Raw genomic sequence first — 19,443 nt, 5'->3', positions numbered from 1 at the left:
TTCGCTCCATGGCGGCTGGCCGAAAACCGACGGGTTCCTCAAGCCGATCGCGGAAAGCTGGCAGGTGCTGGCCAAGGCACTGAACAATGTTGCGGAAATGGCGATTCTGGCGATCTTTCCCTGGTGCTTTACGCCCGAGCTATATGTAACTAAGCCAGATTACATAAAATCGCTGGCAGATTTCGTTCGCAGCCGACCCGCGCAGTCGGTAGCGAGCTTTATGCAGCAAACGAACGCAGTCATCGCCCATGACGTGGAAGCGCAGCTGGGCAGGATTACGGCGCCAACACAGATAACATTCGGAAGTAATGACGTACTGACGGTTCGCTTCGCAAATCCCCTAAAGCAAAGTATTCGCAATTCCGAGCTGTTGTTTTTCGAAGCATGTGCGCACGCACCACTGTATGAGAAGGTGGAAGAGTTCAACGACAGGACGTTGCAGTTTTTGAAGCGCCACGCAGGTTGAAGGCGGCGCCCCGTTCTAACCATCGACAAGTCTGCCCTAACCTTCACCCCGCTCAGGATGCGGCACGCGCCCAGTGGCATCTAAGGGGGCGGCGCGGGAGGTAACGAATGGTCTGGCAATTTCTGACCTTTGTGGTCTTTTTCTCAGCATGCATACCGGGTCCGCTCTGCGCTGCCGACCGTGCAACCGATGACTCGGCCATCCGCGACCTGGTCGGGGCGGGTCAGCAGCAGGCATGGAACCAGCACGATGCTCATGCTTACGCTGCACTGTTCGCCGAAGATGCCGACGTCGTCAATGTCGTGGCGTGGTGGTGGAAGGGTCGCGCCGAGATCGAAAGTAACCTCACGCGCATGTTCGCCAACATCTTCCATGAAAGCACGCTCACGTTCACGCAAGTGGACGTGCGCTTCCTGACGCCGGATATCGCCATTGCGCATGCCTGGTGGATGATGAAAGGCGCGCATATGCCATCAGGACTGCCCGAACCGCGTGAAGGCTTGCAGACTCTGACAGTGCAGAAGCGCAATGGCAAGTGGCTGATTGCCGCCTTCCACAACACGAACTACGTGCCGCCGCCGACAACGACTGCCGACAAGAAGTAGAGTCTGCAGTCCGTTAAGGTCCTATCGCGGTGGGCCGCCGGCGGGTTCCCCACCTGCCAGATTCAGATCCAGCGAGCGCTTTATCAAATTGCGCTCGTCGTCGGAAAACGTGTTCCTGAACTTGTTCGACTCCAGGATCTGCTGACGCTGGTTGGGTGGCATTCCCTGCAAGTCGCGGTATGCACGCCGCACCATATTGCGACGATCGTCAGGCAAGCTGCGAAATTGGCTGAAGACGCCACGAGCCTCCTGCTGTTGCTCTGGCGTGAGGCGCTCAAACCTCTGCATCCGCTCGATCATGCGGTCTTTCTGCTGGGGCGGAAGGCTGTTGAACTTCTCCAGGCGCTGCATCAGTTGCTGCTGTCGCTGTGGAGGGAGCGCTCTGAAGTTGGGATCGTTCTGCAGGTTTTTCTGCTGCTGTGCCAGGGGAAGATCTTTGTTCTTCTTCAACCATTCTCCCGCATGGCCGCGAGGGGGGCGGGGCGGACCCTCGGGACGGCGCTGAGCACTCGCTGGCAGCACCAACACGCCTCCCAGAAGGAATGCGAACAGAATGGATCTAAGCCCTGACACCCTTGTTTCTCGTTCTTACTGTGCTACCTGCTGTGCATCATCGTCATCGAGCAATTCGAAATTTGCCAGCAGGTCGTGATTGTCGTCCAAGACTTTCAAATCCGAGACTGCGGAGCTGGTAAGGCCGTTGGGAACACTCGCCACCGGCCTGTTTTTGCCGCCACCGGTAAACAATGAAATGCCAAGCAGCAAAAGCGCCGCCGACGTGAGCGCCAACGCCGGCTTGCGGAACCATGACAGCCAGCCGGCTCGAGTTTCCCGCCCGGCCTCCTCACGCACCCGGGCGCGCAGTCGCGTCATGAAATAGGGTGACGTGTCTTCGGGCGCTTTCCACTCGTCGAGCAGGTTCATGGTCTGCCGCAGCGATTGCAACTCCCCAGCGCAGTCGGGGCAGGAGCGAACGTGCTCTTCGGCGGCGGTGCCCGTTACCCCCGCTTCGCCGACGGCCAGATCGAGCAAATGTTCACGAAATTCAACGCACAGCATGATATTTCCTTCTATATAAACTCTTTGAGCCGGTCACGCAGAGTCTCATACGCACGAAACAACAAGGACTTCGTTGCCGACTCGCTGATTTTCAACACTTCTGCTATTTGCCGGTACTCCATTCCCTGGTACTTATGCATGATGACCGCCAGCCGTTGCCTTTCTGGCAATGCCTGGACATGTTCGCGGATCGCCTGCAGACGCTCGCGCCGCAGGATATCCTGCTCCACGTTGAGCCTGTGGTCGGGTAAATCCAGTGTCGTACCCATTTCCTCATCCGGCTCATCGAGGCTAATGCTCATTTCCGGGCGTTCGTGTTTCGTGTCCCGGATATAGTTTACCGACAGGTTCGACGCAATGCGGTACAGCCAGGTGCTGAATTTGGCTTCTGCATTGTATGTCTGACGAGCGCGATAAACGCGCAGGAAAACTTCCTGCGCCAGTTCCTCCGCCACGCTGGCGTTTCGCGCCACCCGGTACATGAATCCCATCATCGGGCGGCGGTACTTTTCGACCAGGTAATTGAAGGCCGAATCGTCGCCGTCGCGCACCCGCAGCATCAGGTCGGCGTCGGTCAAACCTTCCGTCCCGGCCGCTGGACGCGCAGCTCCTCGCTCCCGCCGGGCATCGACGGCTGTTCGCCCCGAGCCAGCCAGCAGCCCTCCCTCCATGGCTACGCTGCTCACATCTGTGGAAACACATTCAGGGTCTGAAAGTTGCGGGTCTTCGTCGGCTTGCGAACCAGGCTCTTTGCCCGAGTCAGGCGACGTAAGCTTCTGATTTTTCGAGGGATCAGCCATTCCGGCGGCAGAACTGTTCCCGGGTTGGGAAACGGGTCCCCTTCTCCTCCAGGTGGCCCATTATCTCAGCCGATCCCAGGTCTGGCAAAGTCCGGGGAACTGGAGAAGGATGGCAAGCCTAAGTCCAAATGGGGCCAGGTTGATTGCAATGGGAGCGGGGAGGCTAAACATAATAAATCGTATCTCCTATCAGGAGGCGCTTGGGATCAGCCTTACCGCTCCCTCCAAGCGTCCCATCCTTCCGTTTGTACTGATGGAACAGGGCGATTCTTGCGCCATTAGCATCAAAATATGCAATAGTTTGGGATCGAGTACAAAACGGCTGTCCTGAAGATGGCGGTGCCGGGTGATCATCTCGTTCGATCTCCCAGCGCACGCTGTTGGCAAGGCAGTTTGATTCCTCGAGCTTTCTGCGCAGTTCTTGTGGCTTTACCCGAATTCGTTTATAGGGTGGTGGCATGCACTTAGATCTTGATATTCGCAGTAACTTGGCAGCGTGGGAACTTGGACTGATAGAACTTGAGGCGTTTGAAGACTGGTTCATTGGTGCAACTTGGGATATCTCGAAGAGCGGCAACGAAGCCGCAATCATGCTGACGAAGGAAATTGATCTTAGACTTGCCGAGCATACCAACGGACATTGGACGGAGCAGGAGTTGAAACTGAAACTTGCACCGTTTGCCAACGTGTATTTCACTCAGCAAATGACAATCTCCGGCTCCAGCATCGTCGCTACTGTGGAGGGAAAGGAAGTGTCATACTTGGGTGATAGAGCACCCGCATGGGTATCCGTGTCGCTACATCCTCTTCCAGGAGAACGTCAAACCAGTAAAGACCTTCTTCCTCAAACGTGAAATTCACCCCGGCGACGAAGCCCGCGCCTCGATCCTCCGATTCAAACAAGATCGGAAACTCCAATGCTGTCAACTGCTTCCCTGAGGGGGAGATTGGGCGTAATTTAATTGTGGCTTTCCCTTTCATGAAGGGGCCAGCCTTAAAGACCACGATGACCATGAATTGATACTGAAACGCGTGCAATTCCGGTTCGCGGCCGAAGTGCGTAATCCTGTCGATCATGCGGATGATGCTGACCACGCCATCCGCTTCCTGTAAGACTTTTTCGCAGAACGTCGCAATCTGCAGATAGGGGCGAAATTGTGAATCTGTTTCGGGCATTTCCGAATACCTTTCACCGATTGGGTTTGTGAGAATTCGCTATGATACGACTGACGAGATTGGTCCGTAAGTTCAATTGCCAAAAGGCATCAGTACCCAGAGAAGCCTTTTTCATGTTGATTCCTATTTTGCAATCCCGCACGTCCCGTTGGGTTGACGCTACAGGAGCAGCCGTTTATATTCACCGCAAGGATCACGCTAAAGTCAGATCCGCTCTTACCCCAAAGGGGCGCTTAACTCAGCGGTAGAGTGCCATCTTCACACGGTGGAAGTCATAGGTTCGAATCCTATAGCGCCCACCAGGTGCTCCTCCAGTTCTCCTCCGGAATCGAACCGTCCGGAAGCTGAATCGAAAGGACCTGGCCGACATCTAAACTTTTGGGGCTTGCGTATCCACAAGCACGGCGGTTAACATCGTAGATGTCTTCCGTTCGCAGTTACGCTCCCGTGCTGGCGAATCCTCGGCACTGTTCCTTAGCGCAAGACGGACGAAGGTAAGATCGAAGGCTGTAACCCACGCCTCCTGTGTGGGGACAGCGTAGCTTCCGGAACCACATCTTGAAGGGGAGCGGGACCCGACGAACCCGACAATTGAATTTTTCCGCATAAGCGGGCACACAAAAAACGAATTATGAATACTGGACCGAATCACCCCTCCGCAGGCGGGGGCGGTAAAGGGCGGCGGCGCCGCGGACGCCGGGGTGCGTCTGGCCGGCCGGGCGGACAGCCCGGAGGCGCCGGTCGCGGCCCCAACCACAACTCCGTCTTCACTCGCCCCATGGATCACAACTATCGAACTGGCAATAGTCACCAGGGCGGACGCGGACGCGCGCATCCAGGGATGGGCAGCGTGTACGTTCATCCCGAACCAGAGCCGCTCGTCCACAAGGACGAAAACGCGGCTCCCCGGATCTTCGCGTTTGTCGATGATCTTTTCTTCCTGGCCAAGATTCAGGAGATCTCACGCAAGATCAACGTGAAGGTGGAATTCGTGAAAACCGACCAGGACATCCTGGAGCGATTGAAGAACAACGGTAATGAACGCCCCTCACTGATCATCTTCGATCTGAATAACAACAGCGCCAAGCCGCTGTTAACCATTCCCAAGCTGAAGAAGGAACTCAAGAAGGGCACCGCAATTATCGGCTTCCTTTCTCACGTGCAGGGTGATCTGAAGGTCAAGGCACAAGAAGCCGGATGCGATATGGTCTTGCCGCGCTCCGCCTTTTCCCAGAACTTGCCTTCGCTGTTGCGCCGGCATGGATCCACCGACGAGGCGGGGTAGCCCCCAGCATGCCCGATTGTCTGTTCTGCAAGATCATTGCGGGCGAAGCGCCCTCGCGCAAAGTTTACGAGGACGACAGAGTCTACGTCTTTGAAGACCTCCGGCCGCAGGCTCCCACCCACGTACTTATCGTTCCGAGAAAACATATTGTCGGGCTGAAGGAAGCTGAAGCAGGCGACGCAGAAATCATCGGCTACACGCAGTTGGTAGCGGCCAAGATCGCGCGCGAGCGCGGAATCGAGCGCGGCTACCGGACGGTCTTAAACGTGGGACCCGACTCAGGCCAGTCGGTATTTCATCTTCATTTACACCTGCTTGGCGGGCGCAAACTCACCTGGCCGCCGGGATAACCTCAATCCAGCCGTACCAGGAAGATGTTTCCCTCTGGGGTCGTATTTTCTCGTGCCAGCTCTTCGGCACGATGTTTGTCGTCCTCGGGAACGCGGATGCGAATCCAATAGTCCCCTACCGGGCTGGCAAACTCCAGCACCTTGGCTGAGCGGTACCGCCGCATCAACTTTTCTTTGAGTTCCGTGGCAGTCTCGACGTCCTGAATCGCCCCAATCTGCACACACCAACGCCCTCCCTGGCTAATTGCTGCTGGCGACTCAAGCACGTCCAGGCGAACCTTGGCCGTCCCTGGTCTCCAGACGTCAACCGCCTTGGCGGCGGCAACTGACAAATCGATGATGCGGTCGGGTACAAAGGGCCCGCGATCAGTGATTCGCACCACCGTGGAATGATTGGTCTGGAGATTGGTTACCCGCACCACGGAATTCAGGGGCAGTGTGCGATGCGCAGCGGTGAGCTGATTCATGTCGAAGATTTCGCCATTGGCGCCGCGCCGGTTGTGGTATGGCGGCCCATACCAGCTGGCGTAACCTACTTCGCTGAAAACCGGTTCGCTACTGTGTCGTTCCGTATTGGTCGGCGGCGGGCCGGGAACAGAACTAACGACAGGCGGAGCAGGGGTGCTTGCGGGTGGAGGCGGTGGAGAGCTCGCCTGCACGTGCCTGTGGCTGCACGCGGCGACGAATGGAAGACAGGCGAAACAGACCAATGCGGCGAAGAAACGGCAGCTCAACCTTGTTTGCGCTTCTGATCGTCGAGGTAGTCCGCGAATTCGGCCAGTTTCTGAGCGGCGATGCGCAGGGCGCGTGTCGAATGCTCGCGCGCAGCAGGAACCACTTCCGTGTTCAGATAAGCCACCAGCCGCTCGGTTTCCTTCTCCATGTCTCCGACGGTTTCGCCGATTTTCCGGCCCACACGCTCGCCCCATTCTTCCAGGGGTTTGCCACTTCCCGGATTGTCTTTCGAGCTCATTGTGTTCGCGTTTCACTCAGCCCATTTGCGGGCGCCAGGCGTGCGATTATGGCTCGGAAAGATGGGCAGGGTCAATGGCGTCAGCCCTGGTGCCACTCCATCGACAACAAATCAGTGCGGCAAGGGGAATTCGCGGATGACGAACTCCACGGCTTCTTGTTTGCCGCTGAGCTTGCCTTCAAGTTGCAAATCTTCGACAGCTGACAGCATTTCGCGAAATTGCGGTCCCGGGCGATAACCGGCCGCAATCAGGTCCGCTCCCGTAATCAGCGGCTGGGGGCGCATTTCACCAGGTGGCGTCTCCTCGATCTTCTTGCAGACAAAGTCATACAGCGTCAGATCGCCGTGGCTTCCCAGGCAATCAATCCGATGCAGTTCCAGGTGCTCCTCAAAACGGGGCAACCGCAAGAAGCGCTTCAGGGTTGATTCCTTCATACGCAGTACGTCCGCAAAGCGCAGATGATTGGCTACCAGCGCGGCGATCTGCACGGTATCCTCGTTCGACATACGCAAGCGATGCGAGATTTCCTCAGCCATGCGCGTTCCCACCTCCACGTGTCCGTCGAAGCGAATGCGATCGGGCGCAACGCGAAAGGTGGGCGGCTTGCCGACATCGTGCAGCAAAGCTCCCCAGGCAAGCGTGCGTGAAGCATTGGGTTTCAACATCTCGAGCAGAAGAAGTGTGTGCACCCAGACATCGCCTTCCGGGTGATATTGCGGGGGCTGCTCGACTCCCTTCATCTTTTCGATTTCGGGCAGCACCTCATGCAGCAGACCCGACTCATCCAGCAACTCAAAAGCGCGGCGCGCATGACCTTCAGTCAGCATCTTGGTCAATTCTTCACGGACGCGCTCGCGGCTGACCTGCTGTATTTCAGCCGCCAGTCGCTGAATCGCAGCAAACGTGGCGGGATCAATCTGGTAGCCGAAGCGAGCAGCAAAGCGAACTGCGCGCAGCATCCGCAGCTTGTCCTCGGCAAACCTGCGCTCCGGATCGCCAATCGTGCGCACGATGTGAGCCTGAAGATCCGCCTGGCCGCCAACGAAGTCGAGAATCTGATCCTGATTGAGCGGATCGAGCATGAGCCCGTTGATGGTAAAGTCGCGGCGCTGCGCATCTTCGCGCGGGTGAACGCTGAAGCGGACTTCGTCAGGGTGCCGGCCATCGCTGTAAAGACCGTCATTCCGGAAGGTTGCCACCTCGATTGCCTTGGCGCGTTCCGGTGGGGCGCCAGGCGAAGACGACCCATTCTCTGCTACTGGAACTAGCACCACCCCAAATTGCGCCCCGACTGCGTAAGTTTTGGGGAAGATGCGCATCACCTCCTGCGGGACAGCATCTGTAGCTACGTCGTAATCGGCGGGCTCCCGGCCGAGCAGCAGATCGCGCACACAGCCGCCTACGAAATACGCCTGATGTCCGTGGTGGCGAAGTGTACGTACCACCTCGATGGCCGCTTCCTTCAGCAATGCTCGATGACCTCCATGTTTATGTTCCCATAGCTTCGTAGGAATGGCGATGGCAGGCGAGCGTTGCTCGAACGGCCCATCGGGTACAATTTCGGTCCCTGAAGTCGATGACCCGAAAACAGTAGCTGGACTTTGCTTTTCGAACCGTTGGTACCGAACTGGTTTCAGTCAGTCCGGCATAGGAGGCACATGAAGCTTCGCAGGGAAGTAGCGGAATTCGTGAATCCGTATCGCATCACGGATGGAAAACGGTTTTCGTTAAAAGACTACGATCCTGCCGATACTCACGATCTCAAGTCCTCCGACAAGCAGAAAGCGCGAGACCTGCTTGTCCATGGCGTCTCCATGCTTGCCGATCTGCAAGACAAGTTGTACGCGCAGGATCGCTGGGCGCTGTTGCTGATCTTTCAGGCGATGGATGCGGCGGGCAAAGACAGCACCATCAAGCACGTGATGTCTGGAGTAAATCCCCAGGGATGCCAGGTCTATTCCTTTAAGGCTCCGTCACCGGAGGAATTGGATCACGATTACCTCTGGCGCACGACGAAATGCGTTCCCGAGCGCGGTCGCATCGGCATCTTCAATCGCTCTTACTATGAAGAGGTTCTGGTTGTGCGCGTCCATCCCGCCATCCTCCATGCTCAGAAACTGCCATCCTCGTTAGTGACGAAGGAGATTTGGCGGCAGCGCTTCGAGGACATCAATGCATTTGAGCGGTACATGACCAGGAATGGAATCGTCATACGAAAATTCTTCCTGCACCTGTCCAAGAAGGAACAGAGGAAGAGATTCCTGAACCGTCTCGATGAGCCGGAGAAGAACTGGAAGTTTTCGCTCTCCGACGTTAAGGAGCGGGAGTTCTGGGATCAATATCAGGATGCTTACGAGGAGATGATCCGCGCCACCTCCACTGAGCACGCTCCGTGGTTCGTGGTTCCAGCGGACAACAAGTGGTACACACGCTTGGTGGTGGCGGAGGCAACGGTGGAGGCGCTACATTCGATGGACCTCGACTACCCTAAAGTTGATGCAGCGAGACGCAAAGAAATTGACGCCGCAAAGAAAGAGTTAGGGGAAAACCGAAAAGGCCGGAAATAAAGCGGCACGGACCCACCTAAGCTGCTGGTACATCTACTTTTCGCTAGGATAGAAGCATGGGTTCAGGCTTGATCTTGGGGATCGAAAGCTCCTGCGATGAGACTGCAGCAGCGGTGGTCCGCTCCGGCGAACAGGTGCTTTCGAATGTCGTGCTCTCGCAGACGGCAATCCATCAGCCTTACGGGGGAGTTGTGCCCGAGCTGGCGTCGCGCGAGCACCTGCGCGCCATCGTTCCGATTGTTCGCAAGGCTCTCGAAGATGCCGGGCAGACTTACGAATCCGTGGATGCGCTGGCAGTTACCCAGGGGCCGGGACTGGCAGGCGCTCTGCTGGTGGGCATTTCCTATGCCAAGGCGCTCTGCTTCGCCCTGGATAAACCGCTGATCGCGGTCAATCACCTGGAAGGGCACATTCATGCTGTGCTCCTGGAAGAGCGGCGAAAAGGAAACCGCGAGTTACATTCTCCGGTGCTGGCATTGGTCGTCTCGGGTGGCCACACGCATCTCTACCTGGCCGAATCACGCGGTCAATGCTGGACATACCGCAACGTCGGCCACACTCGCGACGATGCTGCCGGTGAAGCTTTCGATAAAGTAGCCAAACTGCTCGGCCTCGGCTACCCGGGAGGACCGGTCATTGACAAGCTCGCGCCATTCGGCGATCGCACTGCGGTCAAGTTCACCATTTCGCAGATGAAGCACGTTGATCGCAAAGATCGCGATCTTGCCGCAGGCGATGGCCAGCCGCGATTTGATTTTTCCTATAGCGGCATCAAGACAGCCCTGCTTCGCTACGTCGAGACCCATCACCTCCAGGATGACATCGAGCTTCGCCGCAAAGCGTTGCGCTCGCTCACCAGGCCATCCATCGACGACTATCGGAGGGTTTGCGATCAGCGGACGCTCGATTTGGTGGCTTCGTTCCAGCACGCCATGGTCGAGGATCTCGTCTCGAAGACTCTGGAAACGGCGCGCAGCTACGATGTCGCTACGTTATTTGTGACCGGAGGCGTCGCCGCCAATAGTCATTTACGCCATCGTTTTGAGGAGTCCGCAGCACAGGGAGGATTCCCCGTTTACTTCCCATCCCGTCCGCTATCGACAGACAACGCAGCGATGATCGCAGCTGCCGCCTATCCCAAACTTCTCGCCCGGGATTTCGCCCCGCCGGAGCTATCGGCGGAAGCGTCTTTGGCTCTGCGCTGACGACCCGGATTGCAGGTTCCCGCTCGAACTCTGAATTTCGCGACACACGACCGGCGTGCGCGCCGGCATCGCTTGGTTGGGGACAATTTGCGGGCTGGTTCAGGATTCGTTGGTCTGCTGCGTGTTCTCTTCGATGGCCATGTCTTTGAACTCGCTGGCTTCAAAGACTTCTCCGCATTCTTTGCACTCGACGTATTCCACGTCATCTTGGCGGGCCACGATCTGCACGCGCGGATGCTTACACACTGGCTGCATGCTGACTCTCTGAGGGGATCCGTTGGTGGGTATCGGCCGCTTGCTTGTACTCATATCCCGGAACTTGACCCCGAGGTGCCGCTCAGGGTTACTCCGAGTACGTCCGAATCTCCGCGTATTCTAGACAGGTGCCACCTCTTGTCAAGTGCAACCAAAGGGGTGCAGCAGCTCGGAAGCGTCTCAGCGAAGGGCGGCAAGATTCGTACCCTGGACGGGCACCGTGCGACCATATCTAGTCTCTGGACAGGCCGCGGTAACCAGCCGTTCGGCTCCTGCATTCGCCATAGGCAAGCGATTTCGAGGTCGCGACCTCCCGAACACCCCTTTCTGACATCCACAATGAAAATCCGACCATTTTGGGACTAATTTTCTAACCCACTCATATGGCAGGACTTGCCATTAAATGCCCCGATTTACCGATCCCTGAAACCAGTTGTCGACAGACGCTTTGGTCAGATAACCTTGAAATGCGACTAAACAGGTCGTAATTTGACTCTGGCCAATGCTGAAGCTCACTAAGAAGGCAGACTACGGGCTGATCGCCATGAAACATCTGGCGGAGCACCAGCACGATCGAGCCTGCAGCGCTAAGGAATTGGCCGAGGCGCACGGCATTCCCGCGGAGCTTCTGGCAAAGATTCTGCAGCGCCTGGTGCGAGCCCGCTTGCTGGTATCGCATCATGGGATCAATGGCGGCTATAACCTCGCTCGCGATGCGCGCATGATTTCTGCGTTCGACGTTATCCGCGCCATCGATGGTCCCCTGTTTCTGACCTCCTGCGTAACTCATCGCGGGGAATGCGAACAGACCAACCGCTGCACCGTGCGTGAGCCGCTTCGCAAAGTGAAGGTGGGGATCGAAGAAGTACTGAGCAAGCTCACCATCTGGGAACTGACCCAGGCAGCCGACGAGGGCCAAACCCGAGAACAACTGGTTCATCTGACGATGAAATCCTGAGCGATCTAAGGTGAGATTGGGAGAGAAAGATGACTGCGACGGTAAATGACAACGGCAATCATAAAGATATCCAGTTACCCATCTATATGGACAACCACGCGACCACGCCGGTCGATCCGCGAGTGCTGGAAGCCATGCTGCCGTACTTCACCGGGAAGTTTGGCAATGCTGCCAGCCGCAATCACCAGTTTGGCTGGCTGGCGGAGGAAGCGGTAGAAACCGCGCGTGAGCAGATCGCGAAGCTAATAGGCGCGAGTGCGAAGGAAATCATCTTCACCTCCGGCGCCACTGAGAGCGACAATCTGGCGATCAAGGGCGTGGCCGAGATGTACCGCGAGAAGGGCAACCACATTATCACCGCGGTCACTGAGCACAAGGCTGTTCTGGACACCTGCAAGCGGCTGGAGAAATACGGCTATCGCGTCACCTACCTGCCGGTGATGAAGGATGGCCTGATCGATCTGGACGATTTGAAGCGTGCCATTGATGACAAGACCATCCTGGTCACGATCATGGCGGCGAATAACGAAATCGGCGTGCTGCAGCCGATTGCGGAGATCGGGAAAATCTGTCGCGAGCGCGGCGTCTTGTTCCACAGCGACGCCGTCCAGGCGGTCGGCAAGATTCCGGTCGATGTGAACAAAGACAATATCGATCTCATGTCGATTACGGCGCACAAGATCTATGGCCCGAAGGGCGTGGGAGCGCTCTACGTGCGTCGCAAGAATCCACGCGTGCAGGTGGCGCCGATTATCGACGGCGGAGGTCACGAGCGCGGTATGCGCTCGGGTACGTTAAACGTTCCCGGCATCGTGGGTTTAGGCAAGGCCTGCGAACTCTGCATGCAGGAGATGGCGGAAGAGAGCAAGCGGATCTCCGCACTGCGCGATCGCCTGAAAGAAAAAATCATGAGCAGCCTCGACGAGGTGTTCATCAACGGTTCTTTGGAGCACCGTCTGCCGAACAATCTGAACATCAGTTTCGCGTATGTGGAAGGCGAATCCCTGCTGATGGGCATCAACGATGTTGCCGTGTCCAGTGGCTCGGCATGCACGTCGGCAACATTGGAGCCGTCCTATGTGCTTAAGGCATTAGGGACGGGCGACGATCTGGCGCACAGCTCGATACGCTTTGGGCTGGGGCGCTTTAACACCGAAGCGGAAGTGGATTATGTGGCGGCTCGTCTTGTCGAAACGGTGAATCGTCTGCGCGAGCTCTCTCCACTCTATGAGATGGCGAAGGAAGGTATCGATCTGAAGAAGGTCGCTTGGGCTGCGGAATAGTGAATTTCTTAGGAGAACGGAAGCATGGCATACAGCGATAAAGTACTCGATCATTACACCAATCCTCGGAATGTGGGCTCGCTCGACAAGAACAGCAGCCAGGTGGGGACGGGGTTGGTGGGCGCTCCGGAATGCGGCGACGTAATGAAGCTGCAGATCAAGGTGAACCCGGATACGCAGGTAATCGAAGAAGCCAGATTCAAGACCTTCGGCTGTGGCTCTGCCATCGCTTCTTCCTCGCTCGCCACCGAGTGGGTCAAGGGAAAGACGGTTGAGCAAGCTCTGGAAATCAAGAATACGGAAATTGTTAAGGAGCTCTCTCTTCCTCCCGTGAAGATTCACTGTTCGGTGCTGGCGGAAGATGCGATCCGGGCGGCCATCAGCGACTGGAAGAAGAAGCAGGCGGCACACAATCCAGCGCCCATCGCAGCCGAAGCCAAAGCGGGAGACTAGGTCTACAAAGGCTCGCGCAGGTAGGGAGACGTAAGAAAGATGAGTATGGAAACCACGGAGAGTTCGGCGCCGGCAACGCAAGCAGTGCGAGGGCTGGTGGTCACAGAAAGGGCGCTCGCGAAGATCAAGGTCGCGATGGCCAAGGAAGGAATCTCCCCTGAACAGGGCGGACTGCGCGTGGGTGTGCAGGGAGGCGGCTGCTCCGGTCTGAGCTACAACATTCGCTTCGACTCGCAGCCCCAGGAACGCGATCGCATTTTTCAGTTCGGTGATGTGCGGATTTTTATCGATCCCAAGTCATTCATCTACTTGCATGGCATGACTCTGGACTACGAAGAGTCGCTGATGCATCAGGGGTTCGTATTCACGAATCCGAATGCGCAAAAGTCGTGCGGTTGTGGGACTTCGTTTTCCGTATAAGCGAACCATTCGGCAGATCGTTTCTGGTTTTGGATTGGCCCGGCGGCTCGCTTTTCTCGCGCTAGCCGGGCTGATTGGCGTAAGGCTAAAAAGATGACAGCTTCGCAAAAGTCGGGCGGAACTTCCATCATCCTCAACAATGAAGAACTGAGCGCCTGCTGGTCGTGCGGCAGCATGCGGGCGGCGCACTTTTGCAGTTCCTGCGGGAAAGTTCAGCCACCGCTCCCGGCCGATTACTTCTCCTTCTTCGGGCTTCCACGCAAGTTGGACATCGATACGGCGGCGTTGGAACGCGAGTTTTACCAGTTGAGCCGCAAATTGCATCCCGATCTCTACGCTCGCTCATCGACGCAGGAGCAAGGATGGATCCTGGAGAAGAGCGCCCAACTTAACGATGCCTATCGCACGCTGAAGGATCCGATCGCGCGCACTGAGTACTTGCTCAAGCTGGAGGGAGTGCAACTGCAGGAACAATCGAAGAATGCTACGGATCAGGCGCGTGCGACCGGAGCCGTCAAGAAGCAGGTGGTTCCTCCCGAGCTACTGGAGGAGGTGTTTGAACTCAACCTACAGTTGGAAGAAGCGCGCATGAACAGGATGTCGGGTGAGGTCGATGAAGACCTCGCGCACCAGTTGCAGCAGACCAAACGCCATCTGCAGCAGAAGTTTGATCTGCTTTTTCAGGAATTGCGGGGCTACTGGGCGGAGTGGGATGGCTTGGTCGCCCACGCAGAAGGCGGGGAGGACACCAGTGACGCGCGACGCAAGGTTTGCGACAAGATGGTCGCCCTGCTGAATCGTCGATCCTACATACGAAATCTGGTTCGCGACGTGAACGAAGTATTGGAAGGTTAGCAGGAACGTGAGGCTCGCCGGCTCAGCCCGATTTGCTGACTGCTGATTGCTGACTACTGATTGCTTATCTATGTCTGACGAACGCGTAGTCGGAATCGATCTGGGAACCACCAATTCGCTCGTTGCCTTCATGCAGGGCAACGAGCCGGTGGTCATTCCCGGCGAGGACGGATCGAGCCTGGTCCCCTCGGTAGTGGCGCTCGATTCCGCGGGGCAGATTATCGTCGGAAGTCCCGCTCGCAAGCATCTCATCGAGACGCCGGAACGAGCCGTGTACTCCGTGAAGCGGCTGATGGGCCGTGGAGTCGAAGATATCCAGGAAGAGTTGAAGCTGTTCCCCTTCCGCCTGGCCGAGGATCTTCAGCCCGGCGAAGTATTGCGCATCAAACTTGGTGACAAGGACTTCACGCCTCCGGAAATTTCCGCTTTCATCCTCCGCCAGTTGCGCCGCAATGCTGAACGTTACTTCGGAGCTCCGGTGCGCAAGGCGGTGATCACCGTGCCCGCCTACTTCAACGATGCCCAGCGTCAGGCCACAAAAGATGCCGGCCGCATCGCCGGTCTGGAGGTTCTGCGCTTAGTGAACGAGCCCACCGCGGCATCGCTCGCGTATGGGCTGGACAAGAAGAAGAACGGCATCATTGCGGTTTACGATCTCGGCGGGGGCACCTTCGATATTTCAATTCTCAAGTTGCACGACGGAATTTTTGAAGTGATCGCGACCAACGGTGACACGCATCTAGGCGGCGATGACATCGACAACCTGCTCATCTCCATCGCACTTGACGACATCCAGGGAGATTTGGGTGTGGACGTGCGGCGCAACGCCGGGGTGGTGCAGGCCATTCGTAAGGCGGTGATTGAGGCGAAGATCAGGCTCTCGTCCGAGCCTGAAGCCACACTCGATGTGGAACTACCCGCAGGCAAGAAATATCAGCGTACGATCAGCCGCGAGCAGTTCATTCAGTTAGCAGAACCGATCTTCCAGCGCACGGTCGCGCCCTGCAAGCAGGCGCTAAAAGACGCCGGGCTGCGGCCGGAGCAGATCGAGGAAGTTGTGTTGGTTGGCGGTTCGACGCGCATTCCGCGCGTCCGGCAACTGGTTGAGGAACTATTTCAGCGCGTGCCGCACTCTGAGCTGAACCCGGACGAAGTAGTCGCCCTGGGAGCAGCGGTGCAAGCCAATATTCTTGCGGGCGGATCAGAAGCCACCGAAGAGATGCTGCTGCTTGACGTTACTCCGCTCTCGCTCGGCATCGAGGCGCTGGGCGGCGTGGTAGCCAAGATCATTCAGCGGAATTCAACAATTCCAGCATCCGCGACCGAGCACTTCACGACCGGCGTAGACGGTCAAACGAACGTTGCGATTCACGTTTTGCAGGGAGAACGGGAACTGGCGGCTGATTGCCGCTCGCTGGCGCGCTTCGATCTGAAGGGGATTCCGCCTATGCCGGCGGGGCTGCCGCGCATCGAGGTGCGATTTCTGATCGATGCCAATGGCATTCTGAATGTCGCGGCCCGTGAGCAGCGCAGCGGGAAGGAAGCTCAGATCGCGGTTCAGCCCAGCTACGGGCTCACGGATGACCAGGTCGAGAGCATGATTCTCGATTCCTTCGACAACGCCGAGGAGGATTTCCGCCGCCGCCAGGTGATCGAGGCCCGCAACGACGCCGACACCATACTTTCTGCTCTCGCTAAGGGACGGTCGGGCCCCGGCTGGCAGCAGCTCACTGCCGATGAGCGCAAGCGCGTGGAGAAACTGGAGAAGGCCCTGCGCGCGGTGATGGAAGGCGACGAGTACGCGGCCATCCGCAAAGCGATTGACGCTCTGAACCAGGGAACCATGCATCTCGCGGAACTGATGATGGATGAGGCCGTGTCTTCTGCCCTCAAGGGCAAAACCTTCGAGCAGGTGGAAGTCGGTGAAGGCCCCTCCGCGCCGCATCCCTTTGCGCCGGCCGAGTTCAAGACGGAGCGATGAGCGTCGCGAAGATTTCTTTAGGACGATAAGCATGTCTCAGGAGAACACAAACGAAGCGAACACAGCCACGGTGGAGGCGCCCGGGCCCAACTGCGCTCGCGTCACCTTTCTCCCGGAAGGCAAAGTGGTGGAGTTCGAACACGGCAACCTGCCGTACAAAGACCACGGCAAGCCGGAATCGATCCTGGATGTGGCGCTAAACCACGGCATCCACCTGGAACATGCATGCGGCGGAAACTGTGCCTGCACGACATGTCACATCTGGGTAAAGCAGGGGTCGGAGTTGCTCAGCAGCATGGAGGATGATGAAGCCGACCGTCTCGACATGGCCGCCGATCTGCGATTGAATTCCCGTCTAGGCTGCCAATGCGTGATCGAGAAGCCAGGAGAAATCGTGGTCGAGATACCGGCGTGGAATCGGAATTACGTTTCGGAGGGTGGGGAGCAGTAGGGTGCAGCAAAACCGCCCTACCGCTGTCCTCCTGAGCGACGCGCCCGTCTTGGTTTTCCGACCCGCGTTTTTGTGGGCCGCGGGCGCCGAGTCGAAGGATCTTGCGTTTTGCTGCTCTGCTCGACGCTCCAACCCTGCCCCTTTTGGTCAGCAAGGAGAGCCATGCCCCCGCAACTCACCTGGGATAGCGCTGAAGATATCGGAATTTTGCTGGCCGAGACCCACCCTGACGTTGATCCGCTACAAGTGCGGTTCACTGACCTGCACAAGATGGTTATGGAACTGCCGGGGTTCTCCGATGATCCCAAGGCCTCGAACGAGGGTAAGCTCGAAGAGATTCAGATGGCCTGGTACGAGGAGTACAAGGAGAAGTTGTAATCGGCTGATTTTGTGATCGGATCTGAAGCAGCCGCGAGACCCTCGACCGTAGTCCAGCAACCGCAAGGTCGTTCAACTCGATCCTCGTCTTTATGCTCGGCCCTCGCTCAGATAACACTCTAAAGGCTATAGCCAAGACAGACATACAAAAGGCGCGCCAAACTCTGGCGCCCTTCGTCCATCTTCGTTCAGTTTTCCCGCCTACACTCCCACTGTCTGCGGCGTTTCAATGCTGGCCTCGCGCAGGAAGCGTGCGGCCTCTTCCGGCGGCGTGGGATTGATGTAGAAGCCGGTGCCCCACTCGAATCCCGCCGTCTTGGTCAGCTTGGGCATGAACTCGATGTGCCAGTGGTAGTGATCGTTCTGCGGGTCCTGCACCGGCGAGGTGTGCAGCACCAGGTTGTACGCCGGCGTATCGAGCACCAGATCGGCCTTGTTCAGCAGCGTCTTGATCGAGCGCGCCAGGTTCTCGTACATCGAGGACGACGAGTTCTCGTACGACGATTCGTGACGCTTGGGCAGAATCCAGGTCTCAAACGGGAACCGCGGGGCGTAGGGCGCAATGGTCAGGAAATCTGCGTTCTCTCCTACTACGCGCGCGCCGGTCTCGCTCTCCTGCCGGATCACATCACAAAAGACGCAGCGCTCCTTGTAGATGTAGTACTGCTTGGCACCTTCCAACTCCTCCGCGACCTGCTTAGGCAGAATCGGCAGAGCGATCAACTGGGAATGCGAGTGCTCGAGCGATGCCCCCGCAGCTTCGCCGTGATTCTTGAAGATCAGGATGTATTTGAAGCGCCGATCCTGCTTGAGGTCGAGGATGCGATCGCGAAACGCCCACAGCACATCCTCGATGCGCTTATCCGGAAGCGTCGCCAGGGTGGCGTTATGATCCGGCCCCTCGATGATGACTTCGTGGGCGCCGATACCGTTCATCTTGTCGAACATGCCCTCAGCCTGGCGATTAAGGTTGCCTTCAATTCCCAGGGCAGGAAATTTGTTGGGCACGACCCGCACGGTCCATCCGGGAGTATCGCGTCGCGGCGGAGGTCCGCCATTGTTGCTGGGACGATAGGCGAGCACTTCAGGGGGCGTTTTCGATTCATTCCCATAGCAGAAGGGGCAGAACCCGCCTTTGTTTTGTACACGTTCGCGAACAAAATCGGTGGGCCGCTTGGCCCGGTCAGTGGAGATGATCACCCACCGGCCTACAATCGGGTCTTTTCTTAATTCGGGCAATTTTTAATCCTCTCACCCATGCTGGCAAAGACTCCAGCTAGACCAGCGGAAAGGCATTCTTATAAAGATGAAATTCCGGAGTCGATGTCTGATTTTCGCAGTAAACACTCAAAATGTCGAAGCGAAAAGCCGGTATCACCGGTAACCGCCGCAAGTACTCTTGCGCCAGGCGAGACAGATATCTCTTCTTGGCGTGATTGACAGCGGCTTCTGCGGGCATCACGCTGCGCGTGGTGCGGGTCTTCACTTCCACGAAACAGAGCACATCGCCATCCCAGCCGATCAGATCGATGTCACCTCGCACGCGTGAGGAGTGATATCGCCTGGCCACGATTCTGTAACCTAAGCGGCTGAGATAGAAATAAGCGGCGTCCTCACCGGCCTCCGCTGTAAGTAGATGCTGAGGACGGTTCTGTGGTTGCGAACGCCCGGGCAGGGCAGAAACGATGCGATCCGCAAGTTTAACGGCGATTTCCAACACCCGAGTGGGCACTGGCACATCTCCCACGGCCCACGACTCAAGGCCCGCGAACCGACAAAAGATCGCCTTAGAGCCGGAAGTTTAACGATTTTTCTGTCGAGTTGGCAATTTTGTCCGCCGGAGAGACCTGTGGCAACTATTACAGTGTGGCTCTGAGTCTTCTCGAATAACGATCTGTTCGTTTCCGGTTCAGAAAGGCGAA

24 protein-coding genes and 1 tRNA gene are annotated in these 19,443 nt (G+C 57.3%); 15 read left to right on the top strand and 10 right to left on the bottom strand.

What is annotated here, in order from left to right:
* Together VEG30_06015 and VEG30_06010 are read left to right on the top strand one after the other, a co-directional pair.
* Positions 1 to 466 (top strand): alpha/beta hydrolase (locus VEG30_06015; protein HXZ79467.1); only part of this gene is annotated, 466 nt, incomplete at its 5' end.
* 107 nt (positions 467 to 573) lie between these two features.
* Positions 574 to 1,071 (top strand): SgcJ/EcaC family oxidoreductase, encoded by a 498-nt coding sequence (locus VEG30_06010; protein HXZ79466.1) that lies wholly within the window; start codon positions 574 to 576, stop codon positions 1,069 to 1,071.
* A gap of 21 nt (positions 1,072 to 1,092) precedes the next feature.
* On the opposite strand, the gene VEG30_06005 is transcribed toward VEG30_06010, so the two are convergent.
* The 4 genes from VEG30_06005 to VEG30_05990 all read right to left on the bottom strand — a co-directional run bounded on the left by VEG30_06005 (position 1,093) and on the right by VEG30_05990 (position 4,106).
* Complete coding sequence (locus VEG30_06005; GenBank protein ID HXZ79465.1) at positions 1,093 to 1,521, bottom strand: DUF3106 domain-containing protein; 429 nt, start codon at positions 1,519 to 1,521, stop codon at positions 1,093 to 1,095.
* A 138-nt stretch (positions 1,522 to 1,659) separates the two neighbouring features.
* A complete protein-coding gene (locus VEG30_06000) occupies positions 1,660 to 2,130 on the bottom strand; it encodes a hypothetical protein (protein ID HXZ79464.1) in 471 nt (156 codons plus the stop codon).
* An 11-nt stretch (positions 2,131 to 2,141) separates the two neighbouring features.
* Positions 2,142 to 2,930 carry a sigma-70 family RNA polymerase sigma factor gene (locus VEG30_05995; protein ID HXZ79463.1) on the bottom strand — a complete coding sequence of 263 codons (789 nt, stop codon included), beginning with the start codon at positions 2,928 to 2,930 and terminating at the stop codon, positions 2,142 to 2,144.
* Between the two features lie 732 nt (positions 2,931 to 3,662).
* Complete coding sequence (locus VEG30_05990) at positions 3,663 to 4,106, bottom strand: hypothetical protein (GenBank protein HXZ79462.1); 444 nt, start codon at positions 4,104 to 4,106, stop codon at positions 3,663 to 3,665.
* A gap of 227 nt (positions 4,107 to 4,333) precedes the next feature.
* On the opposite strand from VEG30_05990, the gene VEG30_05985 reads away from it, so the two are divergent.
* The 3 genes from VEG30_05985 to VEG30_05975 all read left to right on the top strand — a co-directional run bounded on the left by VEG30_05985 (position 4,334) and on the right by VEG30_05975 (position 5,741).
* Positions 4,334 to 4,408 (top strand) — tRNA-Val (locus VEG30_05985).
* Between the two features lie 329 nt (positions 4,409 to 4,737).
* Entirely contained in the window at positions 4,738 to 5,391 is a 654-nt protein-coding gene (locus tag VEG30_05980; protein ID HXZ79461.1) for a hypothetical protein, read from the top strand.
* 8 nt (positions 5,392 to 5,399) lie between these two features.
* Entirely contained in the window at positions 5,400 to 5,741 is a 342-nt protein-coding gene (locus VEG30_05975; protein HXZ79460.1) for a histidine triad nucleotide-binding protein, read from the top strand.
* Between the two features lie 2 nt (positions 5,742 to 5,743).
* On the opposite strand, the gene VEG30_05970 is transcribed toward VEG30_05975, so the two are convergent.
* From VEG30_05970 to VEG30_05960, 3 genes are all read right to left on the bottom strand, one after another.
* The gene (locus tag VEG30_05970) at positions 5,744 to 6,400 is read right to left on the bottom strand and encodes a septal ring lytic transglycosylase RlpA family protein (GenBank protein HXZ79459.1); all 657 of its coding nucleotides are present in this window, start codon (positions 6,398 to 6,400) and stop codon (positions 5,744 to 5,746) included.
* Positions 6,401 to 6,471: 71 nt separating this feature from the next.
* Positions 6,472 to 6,714 carry a hypothetical protein gene (locus VEG30_05965; GenBank protein ID HXZ79458.1) on the bottom strand — a complete coding sequence of 81 codons (243 nt, stop codon included), beginning with the start codon at positions 6,712 to 6,714 and terminating at the stop codon, positions 6,472 to 6,474.
* 111 nt (positions 6,715 to 6,825) lie between these two features.
* Positions 6,826 to 8,184, bottom strand: coding sequence for a CCA tRNA nucleotidyltransferase (locus VEG30_05960; GenBank protein ID HXZ79457.1), 1,359 nt, complete (start codon positions 8,182 to 8,184; stop codon positions 6,826 to 6,828).
* A gap of 189 nt (positions 8,185 to 8,373) precedes the next feature.
* On the opposite strand from VEG30_05960, the gene VEG30_05955 reads away from it, so the two are divergent.
* Complete coding sequence (locus VEG30_05955) at positions 8,374 to 9,282, top strand: polyphosphate kinase 2 family protein (GenBank protein ID HXZ79456.1); 909 nt, start codon at positions 8,374 to 8,376, stop codon at positions 9,280 to 9,282.
* A gap of 56 nt (positions 9,283 to 9,338) precedes the next feature.
* On the top strand, positions 9,339 to 10,487 hold the full coding sequence (gene tsaD / locus VEG30_05950; GenBank protein HXZ79455.1) for a tRNA (adenosine(37)-N6)-threonylcarbamoyltransferase complex transferase subunit TsaD: 1,149 nt from the start codon (positions 9,339 to 9,341) through the stop codon (positions 10,485 to 10,487).
* 99 nt (positions 10,488 to 10,586) lie between these two features.
* On the opposite strand, the gene VEG30_05945 is transcribed toward tsaD, so the two are convergent.
* Entirely contained in the window at positions 10,587 to 10,742 is a 156-nt protein-coding gene (locus VEG30_05945; GenBank protein ID HXZ79454.1) for a hypothetical protein, read from the bottom strand.
* 502 nt (positions 10,743 to 11,244) lie between these two features.
* On the opposite strand from VEG30_05945, the gene VEG30_05940 reads away from it, so the two are divergent.
* From VEG30_05940 to iscX, 8 genes are all read left to right on the top strand, one after another.
* Positions 11,245 to 11,700, top strand: a complete 456-nt coding sequence (locus VEG30_05940) for an Rrf2 family transcriptional regulator (GenBank protein ID HXZ79453.1) — start codon at positions 11,245 to 11,247, stop codon at positions 11,698 to 11,700.
* A gap of 29 nt (positions 11,701 to 11,729) precedes the next feature.
* A complete protein-coding gene (locus tag VEG30_05935) occupies positions 11,730 to 12,983 on the top strand; it encodes an IscS subfamily cysteine desulfurase (GenBank protein ID HXZ79452.1) in 1,254 nt (417 codons plus the stop codon).
* A gap of 24 nt (positions 12,984 to 13,007) precedes the next feature.
* Entirely contained in the window at positions 13,008 to 13,436 is a 429-nt protein-coding gene (iscU, locus tag VEG30_05930; GenBank protein HXZ79451.1) for a Fe-S cluster assembly scaffold IscU, read from the top strand.
* Positions 13,437 to 13,481: 45 nt separating this feature from the next.
* Entirely contained in the window at positions 13,482 to 13,856 is a 375-nt protein-coding gene (locus VEG30_05925; protein ID HXZ79450.1) for an iron-sulfur cluster assembly accessory protein, read from the top strand.
* A 93-nt stretch (positions 13,857 to 13,949) separates the two neighbouring features.
* Complete coding sequence (gene hscB / locus VEG30_05920; GenBank protein HXZ79449.1) at positions 13,950 to 14,711, top strand: Fe-S protein assembly co-chaperone HscB; 762 nt, start codon at positions 13,950 to 13,952, stop codon at positions 14,709 to 14,711.
* Positions 14,712 to 14,781: 70 nt separating this feature from the next.
* Positions 14,782 to 16,692 (top strand): Fe-S protein assembly chaperone HscA, encoded by a 1,911-nt coding sequence (gene hscA / locus VEG30_05915; GenBank protein ID HXZ79448.1) that lies wholly within the window; start codon positions 14,782 to 14,784, stop codon positions 16,690 to 16,692.
* A gap of 31 nt (positions 16,693 to 16,723) precedes the next feature.
* Positions 16,724 to 17,143 (top strand): 2Fe-2S iron-sulfur cluster-binding protein, encoded by a 420-nt coding sequence (locus VEG30_05910; GenBank protein HXZ79447.1) that lies wholly within the window; start codon positions 16,724 to 16,726, stop codon positions 17,141 to 17,143.
* 162 nt (positions 17,144 to 17,305) lie between these two features.
* Positions 17,306 to 17,521, top strand: a complete 216-nt coding sequence (iscX, locus tag VEG30_05905; GenBank protein ID HXZ79446.1) for a Fe-S cluster assembly protein IscX — start codon at positions 17,306 to 17,308, stop codon at positions 17,519 to 17,521.
* A gap of 201 nt (positions 17,522 to 17,722) precedes the next feature.
* Here the strand turns inward: iscX and galT are convergent, their stop codons facing one another.
* Positions 17,723 to 18,760, bottom strand: coding sequence for a galactose-1-phosphate uridylyltransferase (gene galT / locus VEG30_05900; GenBank protein HXZ79445.1), 1,038 nt, complete (start codon positions 18,758 to 18,760; stop codon positions 17,723 to 17,725).
* A gap of 37 nt (positions 18,761 to 18,797) precedes the next feature.
* Entirely contained in the window at positions 18,798 to 19,253 is a 456-nt protein-coding gene (locus tag VEG30_05895) for a YraN family protein (GenBank protein ID HXZ79444.1), read from the bottom strand.
* Positions 19,254 to 19,443: the final 190 nt, after the last annotated feature.

The organism is Terriglobales bacterium (genome assembly GCA_035624455.1).
Classification (GTDB): Bacteria; Acidobacteriota; Terriglobia; order Terriglobales; family Acidobacteriaceae; genus DASPRM01.
This window is presented reverse-complemented; position numbering and strand designations above follow the sequence as displayed.